Source organism: Herbaspirillum sp. RTI4, from assembly GCF_034313965.1.
Lineage (GTDB): Bacteria > Pseudomonadota > Gammaproteobacteria > Burkholderiales > Burkholderiaceae_D > Herbaspirillum.
The window spans coordinates 3,901,724-3,923,613 of record NZ_JAVIWQ010000002.1 but is presented as its reverse complement, the minus strand read 5'-3'; the positions used below and the strand labels follow the sequence as shown (position 1 = coordinate 3,923,613).

Genomic DNA, 21,890 nt, shown 5'->3' with positions numbered 1-21,890 from the left:
CCCCCCCCCCCCCCCCCCCCCCCCCCCCCCCCCCCCCCCCCCCCCCCCCCCCCCCCCCCCCCCCCCCCCCCCCCCCCCCCCCCCCCCCCCCCCCCCCCCCCCCCCCCCCCCCCCCCCCCGCGGGGGGGGGGTGTGTGTCGCCCCCCCCCCCCCCCCCCCCCCCCCCCCCCCCCCCCCCCCCCCCCCCCCCCCCCCCCCCCCCCCCCCCCCCCCCCCCCCCCCCCCCCCCCCCCCCCCCCCCCCCCCCCCCCCCCCCCCCCCCCCCCCCCCCCCCCCCCCGCGCGCGCGCGCGCGCGCGTGTGTGTGTGTGTGTGTGTGTGTGTGTGTGTGTGTGTGTGTGTGTGTGCACACACACACACACACACACACACACGCCCCCCCCTTTTTTTTTTTTCCCCCCCCCCCGCGCGCGCGCGCGCGCGCGCGCGCGCGCGCGCGCGCGCGCGCGCGCGCGCGCACACACACACGCGCGCGCGCGCGCGCGCGCGCGCGCGCGCGCGCGCGCGCGCGCGCCCACACGCGCGCGCGCGCGCGCGCGCGCGCGCGCGCGCGCGCGCGCGTGTGTGTGCGCGCGCGCGCGCGCGCGCGCGCGCGCGCGCGCGCGCGCGCGGGGAACCCAAAGGGAGAGGGCTATTTTTTTCTGCACACGTTTGCATAATTGTTTTTTTAATAAATTATTAAATTTATCTTTAACATTTTTATATTTCAAAGCCCAATTAAGTGTGATGATAGTTTCGTCCAAAGGTTGTAATGAATTTATTTTGTTATCATAAACATGCGCGGCCCCAGCAAACCATTTCTCAGCCAACTTCGCCGCTATCGGCCATCCAATTTTTCTCATGGCTCCGGGAATGTCCTGAAGGTCAAATTCCGGCAGCTTTTCCCGTTCTTCTGCGTCAAGAATTTGCGGTTTTGCGGGTTCTGCTTGTTTCGGCTTGGGTGCGGGCTGTTTTTTCTGACGTTGAGCAAGCGCCTTTTGAGCGGCTTCTTCCGCTTTCTTTGCTTTCAGTTGTTCTTTCGTCGGTTTGGGTGGTTTGGGTAATTTCGGCGGCGGTGGCGTGCCCGGCGCGGGTCGTTCATAGGAAATCTGCTGCGGGGTATTGATAGGCACCGCGCCCGCTGAGCCGCTGAATTCCTTCCATATTTTTCCTCTGAATAAAGACCGCGCCATTGCGTAGTAAGGGACTTTTTTTACCTTTGCCATAGAGAGAGTTTTCCTGTGTTCTGAATAAAAAATACCAATAGTAAAAAACTATATTTTGTTAATGAACCTCCGAGATTGCACTGCGCCGTCACCGAATCAGGGGCCTTCACATGCGATTCCTCCCTTCCCGACGCTATGCAGCGATAGAAATGAAGTGGCAATTTGCGCTGCCGTCGGTGCCGATGGTTTTCGCGGTGACGATGTTGCGTCCGCGTTGATGAGAGAGGAGCGCGCAGCAGCTTCCTTGTTTCACGATGAGCGCCATGTTCTGGCGATTCGATTGACCTGGCTATAAGACCTGTTCTAAATATAGGGGGACTTACGCAAAAGACCGCTGGCGTTGTTGCCTCGTCTTGTCTTGCTCTGTGCTAACTGGCACTGCCTGCGGCAATGCGCCTAGCCAGCGGCCTTTTGCGCAAGTCCTGTATAAGAACTTAGAATCCCTCCCAGACGTACAAAGCCCCCCGAACAGTTCCACTGCGCGGGGGGCTTTGTTTTCCATCTGAAACGAACTCGTATGCTTCGCTTTTTTTAGCAACAAGCAGTCTTTTGGCTTGTATGCCGATTTGTTTTCGGCTTGCTGATCGGCTTGTTGCTAGGAACTTGCTACTAGGAACTTAATAACAGGGATTTAATACCAGGAACTTAATACCAGGGAATCAATACTAGGGCCTGCTATTAACCCTATTTACGCGCCTGTTTTTGCTGCGGCCAGTTTGACTTCCAGTCGCTTGGCTTGCTGATCGCCGCCCTGAGCTTCCTTGGCGGTTTGCGCTGCAGTTTCGGTCGCTTCCTGGGCAAAAGCTGCCTGAGCAGAAGGGCTGATGTTGACGACGGTGCTGGGGCTGGCAGCCGCTCTCGGTGCTTTTGTTGCTGTGGTGCCTGATGCAGAAGAGCTTTCTTCGGAGGCTTCAGGGGCTTCTTTTGCTTCTTTGGTCGATGCAGCCATTTTAGGGTTGACTGCGGCAGCGCTGGCGGCTGCGGTGGACTGGCTGATGCTGGCGATAGACATAAAAAACCTCTTTGGTTGGTGTTTGCGATAACGCTGATTGAGCGGTGTTGCTTCAAATCATTTTTTCAGATGTCGGTCGACACGTTACTAATATGCGCGCATCGAATCCGTTTTTTAAAGGGCTTACTTTTTAAGTAACGGATGAGTGCAGATAAACTTGAGGATAAATAATAATATTATTTTTAATCCGTAATCACGATTGTGATTCGCAAAAAATAATCATTGATGATGAAATAAAACGGTAAATCGAAAGCCTTCAATTTCAGACGATGGATTCACTAAATTCAATAGAGAAATAGTGGCACCCATCCGTTTCAGAATGGTTTTGATGATCGCCAATCCCAGTCCTGATCCGACTTCGCCGCTTCCCGGAATGCGATAAAAAGGATCGAAGATTCTGTCCTGCTCGGCCGCAGGAATGCCCGGCCCGGTATCTTCAATTTCCACTGACAGTGTCGTTCCCTGTTGCTGTGCGCGCAGGGTGATCTTGCCGCCGGAAGGGGTGTAGCGAATCGCATTGTCGATCAGATTTTTTATCAGCGTCATGCCATCGAATTCATGTCCTCTGAACAGGGCGTCCGGGTCCGCTTCGACTTCGATGTTCAGGTTTTTCTGCTCGGCCATCGGCATCATGTTTTCCAGCACGCGTCTGAACATATCGGCCACAGGAATGGCAGTGATGGGTACGGGTAACGGCGTCTGCGAACGCGCCATGGTCAGCAGTTGTTCCAGTAAAGAATGCATTCTGTGCAAGCCGCTGCGCAGCGCCGTCAAGCGTTCATCGGCGGCGGGCGGCAAGGCAATTTTTGCCAGATTTTCTGCTTGCAAGGTGAGGGCCGTCAGAGGGGAACGCAACTCATGCGCCGCATCGGCGACAAACCGTCTTTGTATTTCCATCGACTTGTCGACGCGCAGCAAAAGTCGGTTGATCGAGGCAATAAAGGGCTTGATTTCATCGGGCACGCCGCGTTCATCGAGGCTTTGCAGATCGGTGTCGTGACGTTGATCGAGTTCGGTGGCCAGTCGCGTGATGGGGCGCAACATGTGGCGGATCAGGACGTTGATCAGTATCAGTAAAACAGGGATCAGAAAAATCAGCGGGAAGACCGTTCGCAAGCCTGCATTACGGGCAAGTTCATCGCGATCGTCGGTCCGTTGCCCGACGACCAGACGGTCGCCGGTTGGCAGCGTTCTGATGAACAATCGCCACTGGTCGAGTTTAGCCTGGAAGGTTTGTATGCCTTCCGGTAATCCTGCGCTCAATTCTAATATTTCATGGCTGCCGAATGGCACCGTAGAGTTTTTTCTGCTGATCACATGAACCAGTACTTGTGAGTCCGGATCAGCAATTTGTTCTCGCGATTGAGCGATCGAAAAATCAGGCGGAAGCGGATGTTCCTGCATCAATCCGGCGATTTGCCGTAAGTGATCGTCCTGAAATTCATTGGCTTCGTCAAATGCCGCTTTAAAAGAAATAATGCCGCCGCAGATAGTTACTGTGGCGATTATTAAAGATAGGCAGAGAGATAATCTGAATTGAAGTGAATTATTCAGAATTCTTTTGAAACCATCCATCCCAGGCCTCTGATATTTTTAATAATTTTATTGCCAAATTTCTTTCTTATTGAGTGAATCAGGAATTCAACCGCATTACTTTCCACTTCTTCATTCCAGCCATATAAGCGGTCTTCCAGTTCCTGCCGCGACAGGATAGCTCCCGGGCGCAGCAGCAGCGATTGCAGCAGACTGAATTCGCGGGCTGAAAGGCGGATGGAAATGCCTTCAAAACTGGCTTCGCGGGTCGTCTGGCTCAAACAAATCGCACCATTGCTCAGCACCGGGCTGCCATTGCCGCCGTGCCGACGGGCAACTGCCCGCATCCGGGCCAGCAGCTCGCCCATTTCAAATGGCTTGAGCAAGTAGTCGTCGGCACCATGATCGAGCCCGGCAATCCGGTCTTCCACCGCATCGCGTGCGGTCAGGATGATGACCGCAACCGCGTTTTGTTCTTTGCGGATGTGCCGCAACACTTCCAGCCCATCCATCTGCGGCAAACCCAAATCCAGCAGGATGACGTCGTAATGCTGCGCGCTGATCGACGTCAGCGCTTTCTTGCCATCATGCACGCAGTCGACGGCGTACGCCGCATCCTTCAATGCTTGCTGGATGGCGGCGGCTATCATCGGATCGTCTTCTACCAGCAATACTCTCATCGTACCTATCCATTCGGCGCTTGCATGCCACAGGTATCGTCATGCCTGGGGGCTTGTCCAGTGCCGGATTGATGTCTTTCTAGTCCGTATCCGGACAATAAGGCCCAAAACTTAGAACAAACTTAGGAACCCCTGATTAAGCTACTGCGCGACGTAATCTCAGGACTGTGATGCTCACCGTACTCAAGTACGGTTGCGCTTCTCGTCCTGAGCTTGCGCCGCTCGCTACGCTTACTCAGGGGTTCCGGTGCGTTGGAGGGGTAAGTGTCTACCCAGCTGCGAGGCTCATGCACTCAAGTACGGTTGCGCTTCTCGTCCTGAGCTTGCGCCGCTCACTACGCTTACTCAGGGGTTCCGGTGCGTTGGCAAAGTACATTGCTTCTGCTCATCCCTTGAAATTGCCCCACTTTCCACAGTTCATCAGAGATTTCGTCACCTGTCCGGTAAAGATCAGATTGCGGCATAAATGCCACACTTTTTACGCCAACGACTCGCCTAAAGTGGGTTTTTCCGTTTCGTAGGCCGTTTTCATCCGGTTCAGCGAGGCAATCAGGTCGGCAAAGCGCTGACCCTGAATCATGATGTGGTCGCGCATCAGATCGACCGTCAGTTCGCTGTCGCCGGCGATGATGGCGGCGACGACGGCGGCATGTTCGTCGTAGGAAATATGCAGTCTGTCGCGTACCCGGAGTTGCAGACGGCGATACGGCCGCAGGCGACGATGCAGCGCCCGCGCCTGATCGGCCAGAAAGGTGTTGTGGCTACCGCTGTATATCTGTTCGTGGAAGGCTTCGTTCAGATAAAAATAGGCATCGGGATCGGACTCCTCGCAGGCCGTCAGGCAGGCCAGATGCGAGGCGGTCAGTGCGGCATGTTCCTTGGGCGACATGCGCCGCGCGGCGAGACGGCCGCACATGGCTTCCAGTTCCGCCATCACTTCAAACATTTCCACTAATTGCTGTGGGCCAATATCGGCCACGATCGCGCCGCGCCGTGGGCGGATCAGGACGATCCCCATGGAGGCCAGTTGTATCAGGGCCTCCCTGATCGGAGTGCGCGAAACGCCGAATTCCTGCGCCAGCGTGGTTTCGTCCAGATGCTGGCCGGGCAAGAGCTTGCCGACTGCGATGCACTCCTCAATCGCTTCGCGCAGATCGGCCGAGACGGAGCGTTTTTTCGGTGGAGTCATGATGTTGATGTAGAGCTAAAAGTGGGAACAGTTAATTTGTGGTTTGGTGCTTGACAATGTATGCGCGCTGTTAGACATTGTATACACAAACATTTCATAAAAAAACAAGATGACTGGCTCGATCCGGCCATCGACCCCTGAAGGAGACAAAATGACTTCGCTTCCGCGTTCGCTTTCCGCATCCCTGCCCGCCACACTTTCTGAGACGACTCCCGATTCTCCATTGCGCCGCAATCTGCTCGGCGCGATCGCGACAGTGCCGTTCTGGACTTCGTCGGCATTCGCCCAAACCACGAACCTGAAAATATCGCATCAGTTTCCCGGCGGCACCATCAACGAAGGGGACTTCCGCGATCGCCTCACGCGCATGTTCGCCGAGGGTGTCAGCAAGCGCACCAACGGTGCGCTGAAGTTCGACATTTATCCGGGCTCGTCCCTGATGAAAACCAATTCCCAGTTTTCTGCCATGCGCAAAGGCGCGCTCGACATGTCGCTGGTGCCGCTCAATTACGCCGGCGGCGAAGTCGCGGAAACCAATATCGGCCTGATGCCCGGTTTGGTGACTTCCTATCAGCAAGGTGCTGCCTGGAAAAACGCCGAAGTCGGTAAAGAACTGGCGCGCATTCTGGCGGAAAAGGGCGTGTTGATCGTGAGCTGGATCTGGCAGGCGGGCGGCGTGGCTTCGCGCGGCAAAGCGATTGTCGAACCGGCCGACGCCAAGGGCATGAAGATTCGCGGCGGCTCGCGTGAAATGGATATGATCCTCAAGGAAGTCGGTGCCGCTGTCGTCACGCTGCCGTCCAATGAAATTTATGCCGCCATGCAAACTGGTGCAATGGATGCGGCGATGACTTCATCGACATCCTTCATTTCTTTCCGACTGGAAGAAGTGACCAAGTCGCTGACCACCGGACGCGATAAGGCTTACTGGTACATGTTTGAGCCGCTGATGATTTCCAAGGCCGTCTTCGACCGCCTGCCCAAAGACCAGCAAGCGGCAATCATGGCTGTCGGTGCCGAGATGGAACAGTTCGCCATGAAGGCCGCGCAAGTCGATGACAACGCAGTGGCGGTTGTCTACCAAAAAGCCGGTTCCAAAATATTTGACCTCAACGCCGCCGTTGTTAAAAAATGGCAGGACATTGCCCGCGTCACGGCATGGAAAGATTTTGCTGCCCGCAACGCCAGCTGCGCCAATCTGCTGCAACTGGCGGAGAAGCTGCTGTGAGTCACGGCGGACTGGATGTGCACCCGCCGGCCAACGCGCCGGTGCCGGCCAATGCGGTACTGGCGGCAGTAGCGCTTGTGCTGCAATGGTTCAACAAAGCGGCAGTGACCGTCTCCATGGTGGCATTGATGGTGACGGCGCTGATTCTGACCTATTCGGTGGTCGTGCGGTATTTCTTCCACCAGCCTACCGACTGGCAGGATGAAGCCGCCGTGTTTGTCCTGGTTGGCGTCATCTTCTTGTGTGCCGCGCATGTGCAATCGCTGCGCGGGCATATCGGGATCGAAGCGCTGGCGACTTTGCTGTCGCCACGCGCCAATCAGATTCGCATGTTCCTCGTCGATCTGGTTTCCTTCCTGTTTTGCGCCTTCTTTTCCTGGAAATCCTGGACCCTGTTTCATGAGGCCTGGTCCGAGGGGCAGACCACTTCTTCCACCTTCGCGCCGCCACTCTGGATTCCGTATTCCATGATGGCGCTCGGCATGAGCGTACTCACTTTGCAAATACTGGTGCAGGTACTGACCCGTCTCACCGGCACCAAGGAGCAAGCATGACACCGTTGATATTAGGTTCCTTGTACGGTGTCGTCACCATTGTCGTAATGTGTTCCGGCATGCCGATCGCCTTTGCTTTAGGCGTAGTGGCGAGCAGCTTCATGTATTTTTTCATGCCGGCATCGTCGCTCGATACGGTCACGCAAAACGTGTATGAAGAAATCGCCTCGATCACCTTGCTGTCGATTCCCCTGTTCATTTTGAAGGGCGCGGCCATCGGTAAATCACCGGCTGGTAAAGACTTGTATTCCGCCATCCACGCCTGGCTCAATCGCGTTCCCGGTGGACTGGGCATTGCCAACGTCTTTGCCTGCGCCCTGTTTGCAGCGATGGCCGGTTCTTCGCCAGCGACGTGTTCGGCTATCGGTTCCGCGGGTATTCCTGAAATGCGACGACGCGGCTATTCGCCGGGCTTTGCGGCCGGCATTATCGCGGCAGGCGGCACCTTGGGCATTTTGTTGCCACCGTCGATCACGATGATTTTGTACGCCGTCGCGGCAGAGCAATCACTCGGTCGCCTGTTCCTGGCGGGCATCGGCCCGGGGGTCTTGCTGGTGACTTTGTTTGCGACCTATGCCGTGTATCGCGCGCGCAAGGAATACAAAATGGCGCATGCCATTTATCTCGATAGCGGCGTCAAATCGGCCTATCTGGAGGAAGAGCATTTCACGCTGGCGCAAAAAGTGGAAATGCTGCCGCGTGTGCTGCCCTTCCTGATTCTGCTGATCGGCGTGATGGTTGCCTTGTACGGCGGCTTGGCCACACCGTCTGAAACTGCCGGACTGGGTGCGCTGCTGGCCATCGTCCTGATCGGTGTGGTTTACCGTATCTATAAGCCACGCGATCTGGTGCCCTTCCTGAGTTCGACCATCAAGGAATCCGGCATGCTGCTGCTCATCATCGGCATGTCGCTGCTGTACTCGTATGTGATGAGTTACCTGCACATCAGTCAGTCGGCGGCGCAAGGGGTGGTTGACCTGCATCTGTCGAAATGGCTGCTGCTGGCCGTGGTGTTGGGCATGGTGATCGTGCTGGGATTTTTCCTGCCACCGGTATCGATCATCCTGATGACCGCACCGATCATTCTGCCGCCGCTGCGTGAAGCCGGTTTCGATCTGATCTGGTTCGGCATCGTCATGACCGTGGTCATGGAAATGGGGCTGATCCATCCGCCGGTCGGACTGAATCTGTTCATCATCAAAAATATTGCGCCCGATATTCCCTTGTCGGAAGTGATCAAGGGAACGATTCCTTTCCTGGGCCTGATGTTTTTAGCCGTGCTGCTGCTGTGCTTCATGCCGGGCATTGCGACTGGTTTGCCCGACCTGTTGATGGGAGTGAAGTAAATGACCGTCACTGAAAAAGTATGGAACCGGCAACAGCAAAACCGCGACGCTCGCCTGGCGCGCGCCAGGACGACGCTGGGCGCCGACCTGAGCGGCAAGCTGCTGCCCGCCACGCGCATCGCTGACTTGCTGTACAGCGTGCTGGAAACCGGCGACCGCGTTTGCCTCGAAGGCAATAACCAGAAGCAGGCCGATTTTCTGGCCAAAGCACTGGCGGGTCTCGATCCGGCGCGGGTGCATGATCTGCACATGCTGCTCTCGGTGCTGGCCTTGCCGGAACATCTGGATATCTTTGAAAAGGGCATCGCCGCCAAACTGGATTTTTCCTTCTCCGGGCCGCAAGCCGGACGTCTGGCCGATCTCGCTTCGAGCGGCAAACTGAACATCGGCGCGATCCATACCTATCTGGAATTGTTCGGTCGTTATTTCGTCGATCTGACGCCGCGTGTGGCGCTGGTCGCAGCGCACTCGGCAGATCGCCACGGCAATTTGTTCACCGGCCCCAATACCGAAGACACCCCCGCCATTGTTGAAGCCACTGCCTTCAAAAGCGGCATTGTCATCGTGCAAGTCAATGAAATTGTCGATGTGCTGCCACGGGTGGATATTCCGGCAGACTGGGTTAATTTCGTAGTCAAGGCGCCGACCCCGAATTACATCGAACCCTTGTTCACCCGCGACCCGGCGCAAATTTCAGAAATCCAAATCCTGATGGCCATGATGGCGATCAAGGGCATCTATGCCGAATATGGCGTGCAGCGGCTTAATCACGGCATCGGTTTCGACACCGCCGCCATCGAACTGATTTTGCCGACCTACGCCGCTTCGCTAGGATTGAAAGGGAAAATCTGCAAGCACTGGGCGCTTAATCCGCATCCGGCATTGATCCCGGCGATTGAAGCCGGGTTCGTCGAATCGGTGCATTCCTTCGGTTCCGAGCTGGGCATGGAGGAATACATCCGCGCCCGTCCCGATGTATTTTTCACCGGGCCTGACGGCTCCATGCGCAGCAACCGGGGGCTGTCGCAAACCGCCGGTCACTATGCCTGCGACATGTTCATCGGCTCCACCTTGCAGATCGATTTGCAGGGCAATTCCTCCACCGCCACGCTGGGTCGTATTTCCGGCTTTGGCGGCGCACCGAACATGGGTGCGGATGCACGCGGTCGTCGTCACGCCAGTCCTGCCTGGCTGAAAGCCGGCGAACAGGCGCGTGCCGGCAAGAACATGATTCCACGCGGCCAGAAGCTGGTGGTGCAGACGGTAGAGACTTTCCGCGAGCACATGCAGCCTGCTTTCGTCGAACGGCTCGATGCCTGGAAACTGGGCGAACAGGCCAACATGGCGATCCCGCCCGTGATGATTTACGGCGACGATGTGACCCATATCCTGACTGAAGAAGGTATCGCCAATCTACTGCTTTGTCGTAGCGATGAAGAACGCGAACAAGCCATTCGCGGCGTGGCCGGATATACCGCAGTCGGACTCGGGCGCGACAAGCGTATGGTGGAAAACCTGCGTGATCGCGGCATCATCCGCCGCGCTGAAGATCTCGGCGTCGACAAGCGACTCGCCACCCGCGACTTGCTCGCCGCCAAGACCATGAAAGATTTGGTGCGCGCTTCCGGCGGTTTGTACAACCCGCCTAAACGCTTCAGAAACTGGTGATCGGGAAACACTCCATGGAAACTTTACATTACCGTTTTGAACACGGTTCGCGCCGACTGCCTGCCGCACCGGAACTGGTGGGCGTGGTTGGCTCCGGCAACCTGGAAGTGCTCATTGAGCCGGCCGCGCTGAGCGGTGCCTGCAAGATCGATATCAATACCGCTGCACGCGGCTTCGGCGCTATCTGGGAAGCAGTCATGCACGACTTCCATCAACGCTGGCAACTGACCGACGTCAGTATTTCCATTAACGACATGGGCGCGACGCCGGCCGTGGTCAGCCTGCGGCTGGATCAGGCAGTCGAAGCCATGCTGGAGAAAAAATGAGCAGCTATCTCGAAGCCAATGCCCGCGAGCGCATGGCGCAACTGCTGGACCCCGGCAGCTTCACCGAATTTCTACCCCCTGCAGAACGCATCGTCAGTCCGCATCTGGCACAACTGGACGCCCCGGTTTCCTTCGATGACGGCGTGATCGTCGGCCGCGGCAGTCTGCACGGCGCGACCGTGTTTGCCGCCGCGCAGGAAGGCGGTTTCATGGGCGGTGCCGTGGGCGAAGTACATGGTGCGAAACTGGTCGGCATGCTCAAGCGTGCGGTGGCGGAAGAAGCGGATGGCGTCATCCTCTTGCTGGAAACCGGTGGCGTGCGTTTGCATGAAGCCAATGCCGGACTGATCGCGGTCTCGGAAGTGATGCGTGCTGTGCTCGATACCCGCGCTGCCGGAATTCCGGTGATCGTGCTGATCGGCGGCTCCAACGGCTGTTTCGGCGGCATGGGCATCGTCGCTCGCTGCACCAATGCCATCATCATGTCGGAAGAAGGACGACTCGCCATGTCCGGCCCGGAAGTGATCGAAACTGCAAACGGTGTCGAAGAATTCGATTCCCGCGACCGGGCGCTGGTCTGGCGCACCAGTGGCGGTAAACACCGCTATTTGCTGGGCGATTGTCAGGACATCGTGGCCGATGACATCGATGCTTTTCGCGATGCGGCATGGCGCACCTTGCAAGTCTTGCGTAGCGCCTCCTCCGAATTGACGCTGGAAAATATGGAGGCGGAACACGCCATGCTGACTGAGCGTATGCAGCGTTTTGGCGATGCGCAAGACCCGATGGAAATCTGGACCCGTCTGGGCGTCGTCGCAGCGCAGGATATCCCGATGCTGGAAGCCGCGGCTTTCGTGGCGCAGAACCAGGCATTGCGGCAGGGAGTGCAAGCATGAACTGGCAAAAATTAGCGACGGCATTATTCCCGCAGGGACACGAGATCGTCGAACGCGAGGATTTTTTATGCGGCACAGCGCAGGTCGGTAGCGAGACCGTCAGCGTGGTCGGCACCACCGGCCACACGCCTATCGGCATTGAAATCGCCTTGTTGCAAGCGCAAGCGATTCTGCGCACAGTGCGCGAACATCCGGGCCGTGCCATTGTGATTCTGGTCGATACGCAAGGCCAGCGCCTGCGGCATCGCGATGAAATGCTGGGCATCAACAGCTACATGGCGCATCTGGGCAAGTCCATCGATCTGGCGCGTCGTTGCGGCCACAAGATCATTGGTCTGGTCTACGATCAGGCGCTGTCGGGCGGTTTCATTACTAGCGGCCTGATGGCGGATGCCTGCTATGCCTTGCCCGATGCGACCATCCGCGTGATGGGTTTGCCGGCCATGGCGCGGATTACCAAAGTACCGGAAGAGCGGCTGGTGGAGCTGGCAAAGGACAATCCGGTGTTTGCGCCCGGCCCGGAAAATTACCTGCGCATGGGCGGCCTCGCTGCCATCTGGAGCGGCGATCTGGCCGCGCAGTTGCAGCAAGCGCTGGCAGAGGCCTCCAGCGTCGATCAACGCGCAGCCTTGGGTGCGGCACGCGGCGGGCGCAACTGGTCGCAGCGGGTGGTGCAAGCGATTGTCGGCGGCACGCATGTTTCCCCGCCATAATTTGGTTTGCTTGACGGCATCAGGTTGGGCGCAGGCTTGCAAGCAGGTGCCTGCGCCGCATCGTCCTCACCTTCAGCGCTGGCAAACCGAAGACCTTCCTGCCGTGGTACGGCGTGCTGACGACGATGCTGATCTCGATGCAGTCTGCCTCGGTATTGCCTTACCGCCGGATGCGCAGGGCGACAAATTGCGGATTGCGTTTCGTGTGACTGCGACCGATATTCGCGAACAAAATCCACCCTTGTCGATAGCCGCTGTCATCACGGCTGCCCCGACTGCATGGCAAATTCCTTTGCAATATTTAAAGGACGAAGCGGCGGCGCTGCAACTCGATATTCGGGTTTACGGTTCCTTGTCCTGGCAAGCGCTGACGCAAGACATTTATCTGCGGGACAGTTCCGATATCGATCTTCTGTTTCTTCCGCGCGACCGACGACAGTTGGAGCAGGGCGTGGCGCTGCTGACGCGTCATGCCGAGGCGTTGCCGCTCGATGGTGAAATCAGCTTCGGCGAATCCGGCGCAGTGGCGTGGAAAGAGTGGCGACAAGCGGCGCTTCTGCCGGGTAATCGCGTATTGCTCAAGCGGTATCGCGGCGTGCAATTGCAGCGCATCGATCACTTGCTGGAAAGCTGGGAAGGCAGGTCATGCACCGTCATCTGATTTTTCATAAGGATGTGCGCCGTCATCCAAAACGCACACGTTCCGATGAACGGCGGCACGATCTTTTTTGTCGTGAGTTGGGTCGCATGGCGGTGCGTAGTCTGTATCAGGAACTGGCGCTCTATCCGAAGCCGGGACTGGTGTCGCTGGTGGATAACGGTAGCCATCGCGATATGGATGCCGCCATTTTTATGCGCAGTTTGTTTTCCTTGCGCCATTATTTTGTGCAGATATCGCTGGCCGGCATGGCAGGCGCGCCGTTCGAGGTATTGCGCCAACTCGGCATCGTCGCTGAGGCGCGCATGTTGCGTGCGACCGGTGGCATCAACACGCATCGCGGCGCGATTTTTTGTCTGGGGATGTTGTGCGCGGCGATTGCTTCTTGTCGCGCACAGGGCATCGTGCTGTCGGCGGCAGCGATTCAAGCCAATTTATTAATTCAGTGGGGCGAGGGTCTGGCGCGACACACGCTGCCTGTTGGCACCGCATCGCACGGCGCACAGGTTGCCGCACTGCATGCGGTGGGCGGTGCAAGAGAAGAGGGCGCACTCGGATTTCCTTCCTTGTTTCACATCGCGCTGCCGCAAATGCACGCAACACGCGCTGCCGGTGGCGATGAACGACACGCCAAAATCGACGCGCTGTTTGCGCTGATGGCGCACATCAGCGATACCAATGTTTACCATCGCGGTGCGGAAGACGGTGCGGCGCGTGTGAAAAACGCCGGTCGCGATTTTCTCGATGCGGGTGGTACGGCTTCGGCGGACTGGATGCCGCGGGCGCTGGTATGTCATGCTGAATTCGTGCGGCACCGACTCTCGCCGGGCGGTGCGGCCGATTTGCTGGCGGGTAGTTGTCTGGTCATGCAGGCGTGTACTGCGACAGGGACATGAGCGGGCGGCTGGCGATTTTATGTCCCGGTCAAGGCGGACAGAATCCGGGCATGTTCGATCTGCTGCCAGCGGAGGCGCAGGCAGCGGTGGGCGTCGCGCTCGCCCCGGTGCTGGCGTATCCGCTGCCAAGCATCCTGGCCGACGACAGCTTGTTATTCGCCAATCGCATTGCGCAACCGCTGATCGTCGCTGCCACGTTGGCGATATGGGATCTGCTCAAAGACGCGCTGCCAGAGCCGATGTTAGTGGCGGGCTACAGCATAGGCGAATTTTCTGCCTGTGGTGTTGCGGGCGCAGCGCCGGCATCGGAGCTGATTGCACTCGCTGCACAACGCGCCGCTTTGATGGATGCCTGCGCAATTGATGCGCCGCAGGGATTGATGTCAGTCACTGGCCTCGCTGTTGATATCGTGCGAGAACGCTTGCCACTGTACGGAATTTACCTCGCCATCGACACTGGATTCGATACGCTGATCGCCGGTGGCAGACAGGCGGATTTACTGGCCGCAGAATGCGATTTGCAGGCACGCGGCGCGCGCATTGGCCATCTGCCGGTGTCGGTCGCTTCCCATACTCCCTTGATGCAGGGCGCGGCTGACCCGTTCGCGGCAAGGCTTGCACAGATGACTTTCCATGATCCGCATATACCGCTGTTGGCGGGTGTATCGGGGCAGGTCTTGCGCCACAAGACGGCGGTGCAAGAGGCGCTGATGCGTCAGCTCACGCAGCCGATTGACTGGACTGCCTGCATGGACGCTTGCGTGGAGCAGGGCATTACAGTGGTGCTGGAACTCGGCCCAGGCGCGGCTTTGTCGCGCATGTTGCGGGTGCGGCATCCGGAGATTGCCTGCCGTTCTGTTTCGGAATTTCGCAGTCTGGCCGGGATACGGCAGTGGCTGGATAGACTCGATTGATGGGTTGGCGTAACTGATCTGGCCCGACCTGCCCCTTCGTTGGCTTTTGACAGTCTGCCGCTGAGTCGGATATTTAACGCCTGCTATGATGGCCCGATTCATTTGACGAGCGTCGACGTTCGTATCATTTCTTCGGAGCACTTCCCTCATGTCGGTTTCCATTGCCCTGATTCAGGCCGCGTTCACCGTCGGCAATATCGACGCCAACCTTGCCCGCATCGCTGCGCTCTATCAAGTCGCAGTCATCGCCAAAGCCGACCTGGTGGTCTTCTCGGAAATGAACGTGACCGGCTATCCGCCGGAAGACCTGATTCTCAACGCGGCATTTCAGCAAAGCGCGATGCAGGCGCTGGAGCAATGCGCGCGCATGACAAGCGGCGGCCCGGCCATGCTGATCGGCTCCTTGTGGTGCGAGGAAGAGATCGTGTTCAATGCGATTTTTCTGCTGCAAGACGGCCGCGTGGCTGCGCGTCAGGAAAAACACCATTTGCCTAATGACGGCGTCTTTGATGAGCGGCGCTATTTCACGCCCGGCGCGATGCCGGAACCGCTTCTCTGGCGGGGCATGAAGCTCGGACTGCTGGTGTGTGAAGACATGTGGTTTGCCGATGTTTCCGCGCATCTGAAACACGCGGGAGCTGAGCTGCTCATCGCCATGAATGCCTCACCGTTTGAAACGGGTAAACCTGATGCGCGAGAACGTGCCGCTATCAGTCGGGTGCAAGAAACCGGGCTGGCGCTGTTGTACGTGAATCAAATCGGCGGGCAGGACGAACTGGTTTTCGACGGCGGCAGTTTTGTGTTGGGAAGGCAGGCCGATATCTGCGCGCGACTGCACGTCTTTCGTGAGGATATGGAGTTCGTGCGTTTACAGAACGAGGGCGCAGGTTGGTCTCCGCTGGCGGGAACTGTTCAGCCGCGTTTGGGCGATACGGAAATGATCTATCGCGCCATGATGCTGGGCTTGCGCGATTTTGTACTGCGCAACGGTTTTGCTGGCGTGGTTATTGGCATGTCCGGCGGTATTGATTCCGCACTGGCGGCGGCGCTTGCCAGCGACGCATTGGGCGCAGCGCATGTCCGTAGCGTGATGATGCCCTCGCCGATTACCTCCGACGATAGTGTTGAGGACGCGACCGATTGCGCGCAGCGGTTGGGTATCAGGATCGATACCGTTCCCATTGATCTGGGGATGCAGGCGTTCGGAGCCATGTTGGAGACGGTGTTTGATGGGCCAGTATCGGATCTGGCGTTCGGCGACAACCAGACGCGTTTGCGCGCTGGCATTTTGCTGGCGATCAGTAGTAAGGAAAATTTATTGCTATTGAATACGGGAAATAAATCTGAAATGGCGGTTGGTTACACTACGCCTTATGGCGATATGTGCGGGCATTTTGCAGTGCTTAAGGATGCGTATAAAACTACGGTGTTTGCACTGGCTGCGTGGCGCAATCTTCATGGTGAAGTTATTCCGCCGCGCATACTGAGCAAGCCGCCTTCTGCGGAATTGTATGAGGGGCAAACCGATCAGGACACGCTGCCGCCCTATGCCTTGCTTGATGCGGTGTTGCATCAGTTGGTGGAGTGTCGGCTTGGTGTGGATGAAGTGGCGGCGCAGGGGTTCTCACTGTCGTTGGTGAGGCGGGTGAACGAGCTGCTGCATGTTGCTGAATACAAACGTCGACAGGCTCCTCCCGGAGTCAAGATCAGCAGCATGTCCTTTGGCCGGGATCGGCGCTATCCGATTACGAACGGCTGGCAGGTGATGGAACGGAATCGGGTGCGACATCCGGGTGCTGCGGAGTAATGGCTTTCGTGCCTGGCAAGTGATCTGAGTGGCCTGAGTGATTTAAGCGACCTCTGAGTGACCGGGCAGAGCAACCTTGTTGAGTGTGCGCTGATTTTTGGAAATAGATGCGGTGAACGGATAGGCAAGCGCCCGTGTAGCGGACACATCAGATGCATCAGGTACATCAACAAAAAACCCGCTTCAGCACTGGGCTGGAAGCGGGTTTTAAGACGCCAGAGAAATTCTCTGACGTGTGTTTGGGATAGGTGGACTTGGATAAGAGCTTAAAAGTCCTATTAAATAAGAGGTGTGCACTTTTTAATTTAATTCATGGATGCAACCGTGGATGCAAAAAAAATTGCTGATAGGTAGGACTAATTACTTTGCCGGTAGTTTGCATCCGGCGTTGATCGATACCGAGCGCATTCTTGAAAGCGTTTCCTCTGGCATGGCAATCTGCACTGAGCGAGTTCCGCTGCGTCCGGTATAAATCACTGGATCGTTGACGTATCGAACGCTTGCGGCGGTGTTGTCCGTCTTGCGCCAGATATCGTAATCCATGTTCTTAGCGAAGAGGGGTGTCTTTGCTCGGTCGCAGTAGGTGCCAAGCGACTCGTCATTGTCGCCGCGAACGGTGATAAGGACTGATAATATCGCTTGCTCCTTCATGCTTTCGCCAATCTGCGCAACCATCTTCCCGTCATACATTCGATAGGTACTAACCGGCCAGCCACCGACTACCGTGATATACCCCGGTTGCGTGCTTATCCGTTGCTTGTCGGTAGAATCCTCAAGCCTACTGAGAATGGACTTCATCGAGTCGGCAAACTCAGGATTGATCGATACCGTGTACTTTATTAGCACGGATGCCATTTCACTATCTGTCGGAACTGCCGCTGTGCTTTTCAGCTTCAGATCCATGCCGGAGGTCGACAATTGGTCGACTAAGCTCATGACCAGTTTGCGCCCTTCGATCACGCTGTTTCGAATGCTCACCTGCTCGGCATAGGCAGATCCGCCGTCGAAGGTCTGAACCTTAGCACCAAGCGATATCGCCGCCGTACGCAGTGGAGAAGTAGAGACCACGGCCTTGATCGTGCATTCGTACCGTCCGTCGGCCCGGTCGCAGGAGATGACGTCATATTTATTCACAATGCCAGTCGTGTGCTGGATGATCTCATCACGTACCAGTTTGTCGTCTGCCGATTCCTGGGTGCTGACGATAAGGGAACCGAGCGCCTGATGGGACGCCGCCAGCAAAGCCGCTGTAATGGCGAGTTCGCGGGTTGATCCCGTCCCGGTTGCATTGACCACCACTTTCTCCGGTGAGAACTCGATCAGCTTGATGCCCTGACCGATTAGCGTGGTCAGGATCGGTAACGGAACTGCGTTGGCAATAGAGGCAAGCATCGCCAGCATCAGGGCAACAAGGACGGCGCGCATTATTTAGCCCGTCCGCTCATGGACAGCGCTGCCGCAGCAGTCTTGCGATCGACGAAGACGGTAACAATAGCCTGGCGTTTTTCGGCATCAATAAACTCGCTCTCCACCATCGTGCCAGTCAGGATGGCGCGGCTGGACTGAACGATGCTGTCCTTGACCATCTGCGCAATTCTGGCGGAGGTCTGACTTTCATCGTCGCTGTTATTTTCGGGTTCCCCTCCGGTCTTGCCTTCCGCTTTCTGAATGGTTGTCGAGATGGTCGTCAGGGTGCGTTTGCTCTTGACGTCCGTATTGATGAATTCCGCGATCTGGCGACGCGCCTTCATGGTCGCCACGGTAATGGATTCATCCGCGGCACCGATCAAATTGCTGCCGATAGTGACTGCCGACACGGAAGTGATGCGCTCCCATTGACCGGATTTATTGAATACCAGCGTCAGGCCGCCACGCGTAAAACCGGTGGTCAGCAAGTCGGAGGGAACACTGGCGACCTGGACGTTTGGCGGCACCGCTGACAAGGGCGGTGCGGAGGAGCAAGCGGAGAGAGTCAATGTGGCGATCAGGGTAGCGATGAGTTTCATGATGTTCCTGGGTGAGGTGTCCGGTCATTTGGACGGGAGTGGGCGTTACGGGACATGCCGTCCTGTGAGGGAAGCAATTTTTAGTAAAGGGTGCAGATTCGAACTCAACAAGCAGAATGCTTGCAGGCAATGTCAGAGCTTGGTGTATCCGGGAGCCAGTACTGCATTGTCCAGATCGTCGAGCAGGCGCAGATCCGTCAGTCGTAACCGGAACTCTGGCCCCTGCAGGCTCGCGTCCGGGGAGCAATCCACCTGCCATTGCCGCAGTACATGCCCGGCATTGGCGGCGCGCACCTGCACCGACAACTGGCCATGGGTCATTCCATAGTCGCGCATGATCGATTCAGGATGCGGGTGGCCCGGATGCGGGATGAAGCTCATGTTTAACAAGCGCTGCCAATGCACATCGGCCAGCTGGCATTCCTGCGGCAATACTTCGGTGCGAGGGTCCCGCTCCTTCAAAGGGCTGATTTTTTCCATGCGCGTCAGGACAAGATCACGAAACTCTTGCTTGCTGCGATCGTAGGCCCGGACATGCCAGCGCAAACCAGAATCCACCAGCGCATGGGGGATGATTTCCCGCTCGCTGAGTCCCCGCTTCATCGAGTAATACTTGAGCTTGAGTGGATAGCCGCCGTGAATGGCGCGCGTAACCATGGCTAGCGGTGCCAGCTGCGGTTGATTCAGCCGCGCCGGAACATCATGCGGCAACAAGGAGTTGCCTGTATCGCGCTCGCCATCCCCGAAGCCGGAAGTCAACGCCGACAGCACGCGCTGCACCTGATGCTGAAACAGCGGCTTGAACGTCGGCAGATAACAATGCCGCTTCTTGATGTACGCCACATTGCCTGGAGCCAACTCCTGATACAGCACCAGATCGCGCGTGCCTGCCGCCGTGGCGATACCAAAACGCTGCAGCACATCCATGCGGCTCACCTCACCGAGGAACCACAGACGAAATTCTATATAGGCCAGTCGTTCGCGTTGCGCGGCGGACAAGGCATCCAATGGCATGGGAGGAGGGGACATAGAGACAAGCCTCAGGGTTAAAAACAAGATGAATTGAATATATCACAAACGAATCAAATTGATGCTATAGTTTTATTAAGATCAATTTGATCGTATATATTTTTACTGGGAAAGACCATGAGCAACTATTCAACCGAGGACATGATGAGCAATCCGGATGGGCAGCAAGAAGCCTCTGAAGCGAAGACGCCAGACAGTGTGCGTATGGTGAGCCGGTTGCCCGGAGCATGCGGCTTTGTGAGGTTAAACCGTCTCGGAGGGCTGGAAGTCGAGTTGTACGATAGGGGAGAGCTGACGGAAAGATTCTGCGGGGGAGAGGTTGCCACTACCTACACGGTCGCCGCATCCGATCTGCCTGCGATGGAGAGCCTCTTGCTCGCCTACGCTCTGACAATGCCTGCATTGGCGGCCATGACGACCATCTGTGATGCGCAACTGCCGCAGAGCCTGGCCGATCCTTTCCCCGATGTGGAGCAACTCATCGCTTGGTTGGCGGACAAGGGAATTCCCTTCAGCCGTCGTGTTGACACAGACGTTTAAGGAAAAACCATGTTTGAATTTGGTACACGGGCACCGATGCATGATCCCTATGGTTTGTATCGTTCCGTATTGCAAGACCAGGCAGTGCAGCTTTGTGAATTACTGACTAAACGTCTGATTCGCAAATGTCAGTCGGAAAAACCTGGCCTTATGGAGGGGCAAGGCATCAACAACCTATGGGAGGAAATTTGCGTCTCGATGCGAATGGACTCTTGGCTGGAAGAGGCGTACCTGGATCATCTGGAAGGACACCTGACAGCTTTGGTCGATGCCTTGCCACTGGGCAATAAACAAATGCTGTGGTTGATGACATACGACGGAGTAACGTATGCAACAAGCCCGGAATGGTCGGTCGGATACACATCACAGGAAAATGTCATCGACATGGAGGAGCCTCCGGATAAGCCCTGGCCCTCCATTAAACCGAAAGACTGGCCCATTAATTCGCGAAGAATTGCACGCGAAATCATCCAAGACAATGTATTGTACGAGTGCTTCAATTATGACAACCATCGTATCCGCGCCTGTACCGGCGATTAAACCAACGCGCTTCACACAAATAAGAAAATGTCATGAACCTGATTCAAGCCCTGCCTGAAGGACCGTTGGACATCGTCGGCGACATTCACGGCGAATATGAAGCACTGTGCAATCTGTTGCGCCATCTGGGCTATGACGAGCAGGGACAACATCCCGATGGGAGAACCTTGGTTTTTGTCGGTGACTTTTGCGACCGGGGGCCGGATAGCCCCGCCGTGTTGGCCTTGGTAGAAAACTTGATCCGTACCGGCCGTGCCGTCGCGGTATTGGGAAACCACGAAATCAATCTACTCCGCGAGGATGCCAAAGACGGATCGGGATGGTTTTTTGAAGAACGCAAGGAGCGCGACCAAGCACGCTATGCGCCGCTCAATTATGCAGATGAAACGGCCAGAAGCAAGATCGTGGCGTTTCTGTCGACCTTGCCCATCGCGCTGGAGCGAGCTGATTTGCGCGTGATTCATGCTGCCTGGATTAGCGACAAACTTGATCAGATCCGCGACCTTCCGCTAGGCAGTGTCCGTCAACACTACGATGCCTGGGAGAAGGTGGCGCAACAATGCGCGCGCGAATTGGAGCCGCGCATGGCAGAGGAACGGCTGAGGTGGGAACATGGACTGGAAAATATTCAGCATGAGCCGCCGTTCATGCACGCACTTGCCGACAACGAAGCAATTAAGCAAATGATGAACCCACTCAAGGTCCTGACCTCGGGCGTGGAGCGCAAGGGGGAGGCTGCTTTTTATTCGAGTGGCAAATGGCGCTTTACCGAACGCGTGCAATGGTGGGATGAATATACCGACGGCATACCGGTGGTAGTCGGCCATTATTGGCGACGTTTCGACAGTAGCGACGCCAATGCCAACAAAGGCGGCCCTGACCTGTTTGATGGCGTATTGCCGCAGGCGTGGCATGGCGTGGCAGGCAATGTGTTTTGTGTTGATTTCTCTGTGGGTGCGCGCTGGTCTGCACGCAAGGCCTGCGAGCCGGTGGCGGCCCGTTTTAAACTGGCCGCGCTGCAATGGCCGGAACGGATGTTGCGGTTTGATGATGGTCATTTCATCGCGACTGTGGGTTTTATGTCGTGAGTGCCGTTTTATTTTTAGTAGTCGCATTTTGCTCTGACAGTTTCCTGGTTTGATGTATGCAGT

At 56.8% G+C, this 21,890-nt stretch carries 24 protein-coding genes; 16 read left to right on the top strand and 8 right to left on the bottom strand.

Features of this window, described 5'->3' with window-relative positions:
* The coding region (locus tag RGU70_RS17525) for a DUF6402 family protein (RefSeq protein WP_322210850.1) at positions 1–841 on the bottom strand (841 nt) is incomplete at its 3' end.
* Here RGU70_RS17525 and RGU70_RS17520 point away from each other — a divergent pair.
* Both RGU70_RS17520 and RGU70_RS17515 read left to right on the top strand, forming a co-directional pair.
* Complete coding sequence (locus RGU70_RS17520; protein WP_322210648.1) at positions 751–1,104, top strand: hypothetical protein; 354 nt, start codon at positions 751–753, stop codon at positions 1,102–1,104. The genes RGU70_RS17525 and RGU70_RS17520 overlap by 91 nt on opposite strands.
* Positions 1,105–1,265: 161 nt before the next feature.
* The gene (locus RGU70_RS17515) at positions 1,266–1,499 is read left to right on the top strand and encodes a hypothetical protein (protein WP_322210647.1); all 234 of its coding nucleotides are present in this window, start codon (positions 1,266–1,268) and stop codon (positions 1,497–1,499) included.
* A 393-nt stretch (positions 1,500–1,892) separates the two neighbouring features.
* Here the strand turns inward: RGU70_RS17515 and RGU70_RS17510 are convergent, their stop codons facing one another.
* The 4 genes from RGU70_RS17510 to RGU70_RS17495 form a co-directional block, all read right to left on the bottom strand.
* Positions 1,893–2,216 (bottom strand): hypothetical protein, encoded by a 324-nt coding sequence (locus tag RGU70_RS17510; RefSeq protein WP_322210646.1) that lies wholly within the window; start codon positions 2,214–2,216, stop codon positions 1,893–1,895.
* Between the two features lie 219 nt (positions 2,217–2,435).
* Positions 2,436–3,479: an ATP-binding protein gene (locus RGU70_RS17505; RefSeq protein ID WP_322210645.1), complete on the bottom strand. Its 1,044-nt coding sequence runs from the start codon at positions 3,477–3,479 to the stop codon at positions 2,436–2,438.
* Between the two features lie 287 nt (positions 3,480–3,766).
* Positions 3,767–4,429 carry a response regulator transcription factor gene (locus RGU70_RS17500; RefSeq protein ID WP_322210644.1) on the bottom strand — a complete coding sequence of 221 codons (663 nt, stop codon included), beginning with the start codon at positions 4,427–4,429 and terminating at the stop codon, positions 3,767–3,769.
* A gap of 478 nt (positions 4,430–4,907) precedes the next feature.
* Positions 4,908–5,618, bottom strand: a complete 711-nt coding sequence (locus tag RGU70_RS17495) for a GntR family transcriptional regulator (protein WP_322210643.1) — start codon at positions 5,616–5,618, stop codon at positions 4,908–4,910.
* A 151-nt stretch (positions 5,619–5,769) separates the two neighbouring features.
* On the opposite strand from RGU70_RS17495, the gene dctP reads away from it, so the two are divergent.
* The 11 genes from dctP (at position 5,770) to RGU70_RS17440 (ending at position 16,624) form a co-directional block, all read left to right on the top strand.
* Positions 5,770–6,846 (top strand): TRAP transporter substrate-binding protein DctP, encoded by a 1,077-nt coding sequence (dctP, locus tag RGU70_RS17490; RefSeq protein WP_322210642.1) that lies wholly within the window; start codon positions 5,770–5,772, stop codon positions 6,844–6,846.
* Positions 6,843–7,400, top strand: coding sequence for a TRAP transporter small permease (locus RGU70_RS17485; protein ID WP_322210641.1), 558 nt, complete (start codon positions 6,843–6,845; stop codon positions 7,398–7,400). The genes dctP and RGU70_RS17485 overlap by 4 nt, the downstream gene beginning before the upstream one ends.
* Positions 7,397–8,746: a TRAP transporter large permease gene (locus tag RGU70_RS17480; protein ID WP_322210640.1), complete on the top strand. Its 1,350-nt coding sequence runs from the start codon at positions 7,397–7,399 to the stop codon at positions 8,744–8,746. The genes RGU70_RS17485 and RGU70_RS17480 overlap by 4 nt, the downstream gene beginning before the upstream one ends.
* On the top strand, positions 8,747–10,414 hold the full coding sequence (gene mdcA, locus RGU70_RS17475; RefSeq protein ID WP_322210639.1) for a malonate decarboxylase subunit alpha: 1,668 nt from the start codon (positions 8,747–8,749) through the stop codon (positions 10,412–10,414). It abuts the gene before it with no gap.
* 14 nt (positions 10,415–10,428) lie between these two features.
* Positions 10,429–10,740, top strand: a complete 312-nt coding sequence (gene mdcC, locus RGU70_RS17470; RefSeq protein WP_322210638.1) for a malonate decarboxylase acyl carrier protein — start codon at positions 10,429–10,431, stop codon at positions 10,738–10,740.
* A complete protein-coding gene (locus RGU70_RS17465; RefSeq protein ID WP_322210637.1) occupies positions 10,737–11,636 on the top strand; it encodes a biotin-independent malonate decarboxylase subunit beta in 900 nt (299 codons plus the stop codon). The genes mdcC and RGU70_RS17465 overlap by 4 nt, the downstream gene beginning before the upstream one ends.
* A complete protein-coding gene (gene mdcE / locus RGU70_RS17460) occupies positions 11,633–12,349 on the top strand; it encodes a biotin-independent malonate decarboxylase subunit gamma (RefSeq protein WP_322210636.1) in 717 nt (238 codons plus the stop codon). The genes RGU70_RS17465 and mdcE overlap by 4 nt, the downstream gene beginning before the upstream one ends.
* On the top strand, positions 12,333–13,010 hold the full coding sequence (gene mdcG, locus RGU70_RS17455; RefSeq protein ID WP_322210635.1) for a malonate decarboxylase holo-[acyl-carrier-protein] synthase: 678 nt from the start codon (positions 12,333–12,335) through the stop codon (positions 13,008–13,010). Before mdcE ends, mdcG begins: the two co-directional genes overlap by 17 nt.
* Positions 12,995–13,903 carry a triphosphoribosyl-dephospho-CoA synthase MdcB gene (mdcB, locus tag RGU70_RS17450; RefSeq protein WP_322210634.1) on the top strand — a complete coding sequence of 303 codons (909 nt, stop codon included), beginning with the start codon at positions 12,995–12,997 and terminating at the stop codon, positions 13,901–13,903. Before mdcG ends, mdcB begins: the two co-directional genes overlap by 16 nt.
* Positions 13,900–14,817, top strand: a complete 918-nt coding sequence (locus RGU70_RS17445) for an ACP S-malonyltransferase (protein ID WP_322210633.1) — start codon at positions 13,900–13,902, stop codon at positions 14,815–14,817. The genes mdcB and RGU70_RS17445 overlap by 4 nt, the downstream gene beginning before the upstream one ends.
* A 148-nt stretch (positions 14,818–14,965) precedes the next feature.
* On the top strand, positions 14,966–16,624 hold the full coding sequence (locus RGU70_RS17440) for an NAD+ synthase (protein ID WP_322210632.1): 1,659 nt from the start codon (positions 14,966–14,968) through the stop codon (positions 16,622–16,624).
* A 360-nt stretch (positions 16,625–16,984) separates the two neighbouring features.
* Here the strand turns inward: RGU70_RS17440 and RGU70_RS17435 are convergent, their stop codons facing one another.
* From RGU70_RS17435 to RGU70_RS17425, 3 genes are all read right to left on the bottom strand, one after another.
* A complete protein-coding gene (locus RGU70_RS17435) occupies positions 16,985–18,049 on the bottom strand; it encodes a hypothetical protein (protein WP_322210631.1) in 1,065 nt (354 codons plus the stop codon).
* Positions 18,049–18,630 (bottom strand): hypothetical protein, encoded by a 582-nt coding sequence (locus RGU70_RS17430; RefSeq protein ID WP_322210630.1) that lies wholly within the window; start codon positions 18,628–18,630, stop codon positions 18,049–18,051. The genes RGU70_RS17435 and RGU70_RS17430 overlap by 1 nt, the downstream gene beginning before the upstream one ends.
* A gap of 132 nt (positions 18,631–18,762) precedes the next feature.
* The gene (locus tag RGU70_RS17425) at positions 18,763–19,659 is read right to left on the bottom strand and encodes a helix-turn-helix transcriptional regulator (RefSeq protein ID WP_322210629.1); all 897 of its coding nucleotides are present in this window, start codon (positions 19,657–19,659) and stop codon (positions 18,763–18,765) included.
* A gap of 117 nt (positions 19,660–19,776) precedes the next feature.
* On the opposite strand from RGU70_RS17425, the gene RGU70_RS17420 reads away from it, so the two are divergent.
* The 3 genes from RGU70_RS17420 to RGU70_RS17410 are packed head-to-tail and all read left to right on the top strand — an operon-like array spanning position 19,777 to position 21,827.
* A complete protein-coding gene (locus RGU70_RS17420; RefSeq protein WP_322210628.1) occupies positions 19,777–20,199 on the top strand; it encodes a hypothetical protein in 423 nt (140 codons plus the stop codon).
* Between the two features lie 9 nt (positions 20,200–20,208).
* Positions 20,209–20,739, top strand: a complete 531-nt coding sequence (locus tag RGU70_RS17415) for a hypothetical protein (protein ID WP_322210627.1) — start codon at positions 20,209–20,211, stop codon at positions 20,737–20,739.
* Between the two features lie 32 nt (positions 20,740–20,771).
* Positions 20,772–21,827 (top strand): metallophosphoesterase, encoded by a 1,056-nt coding sequence (locus RGU70_RS17410; protein WP_322210626.1) that lies wholly within the window; start codon positions 20,772–20,774, stop codon positions 21,825–21,827.
* Positions 21,828–21,890: the final 63 nt, after the last annotated feature.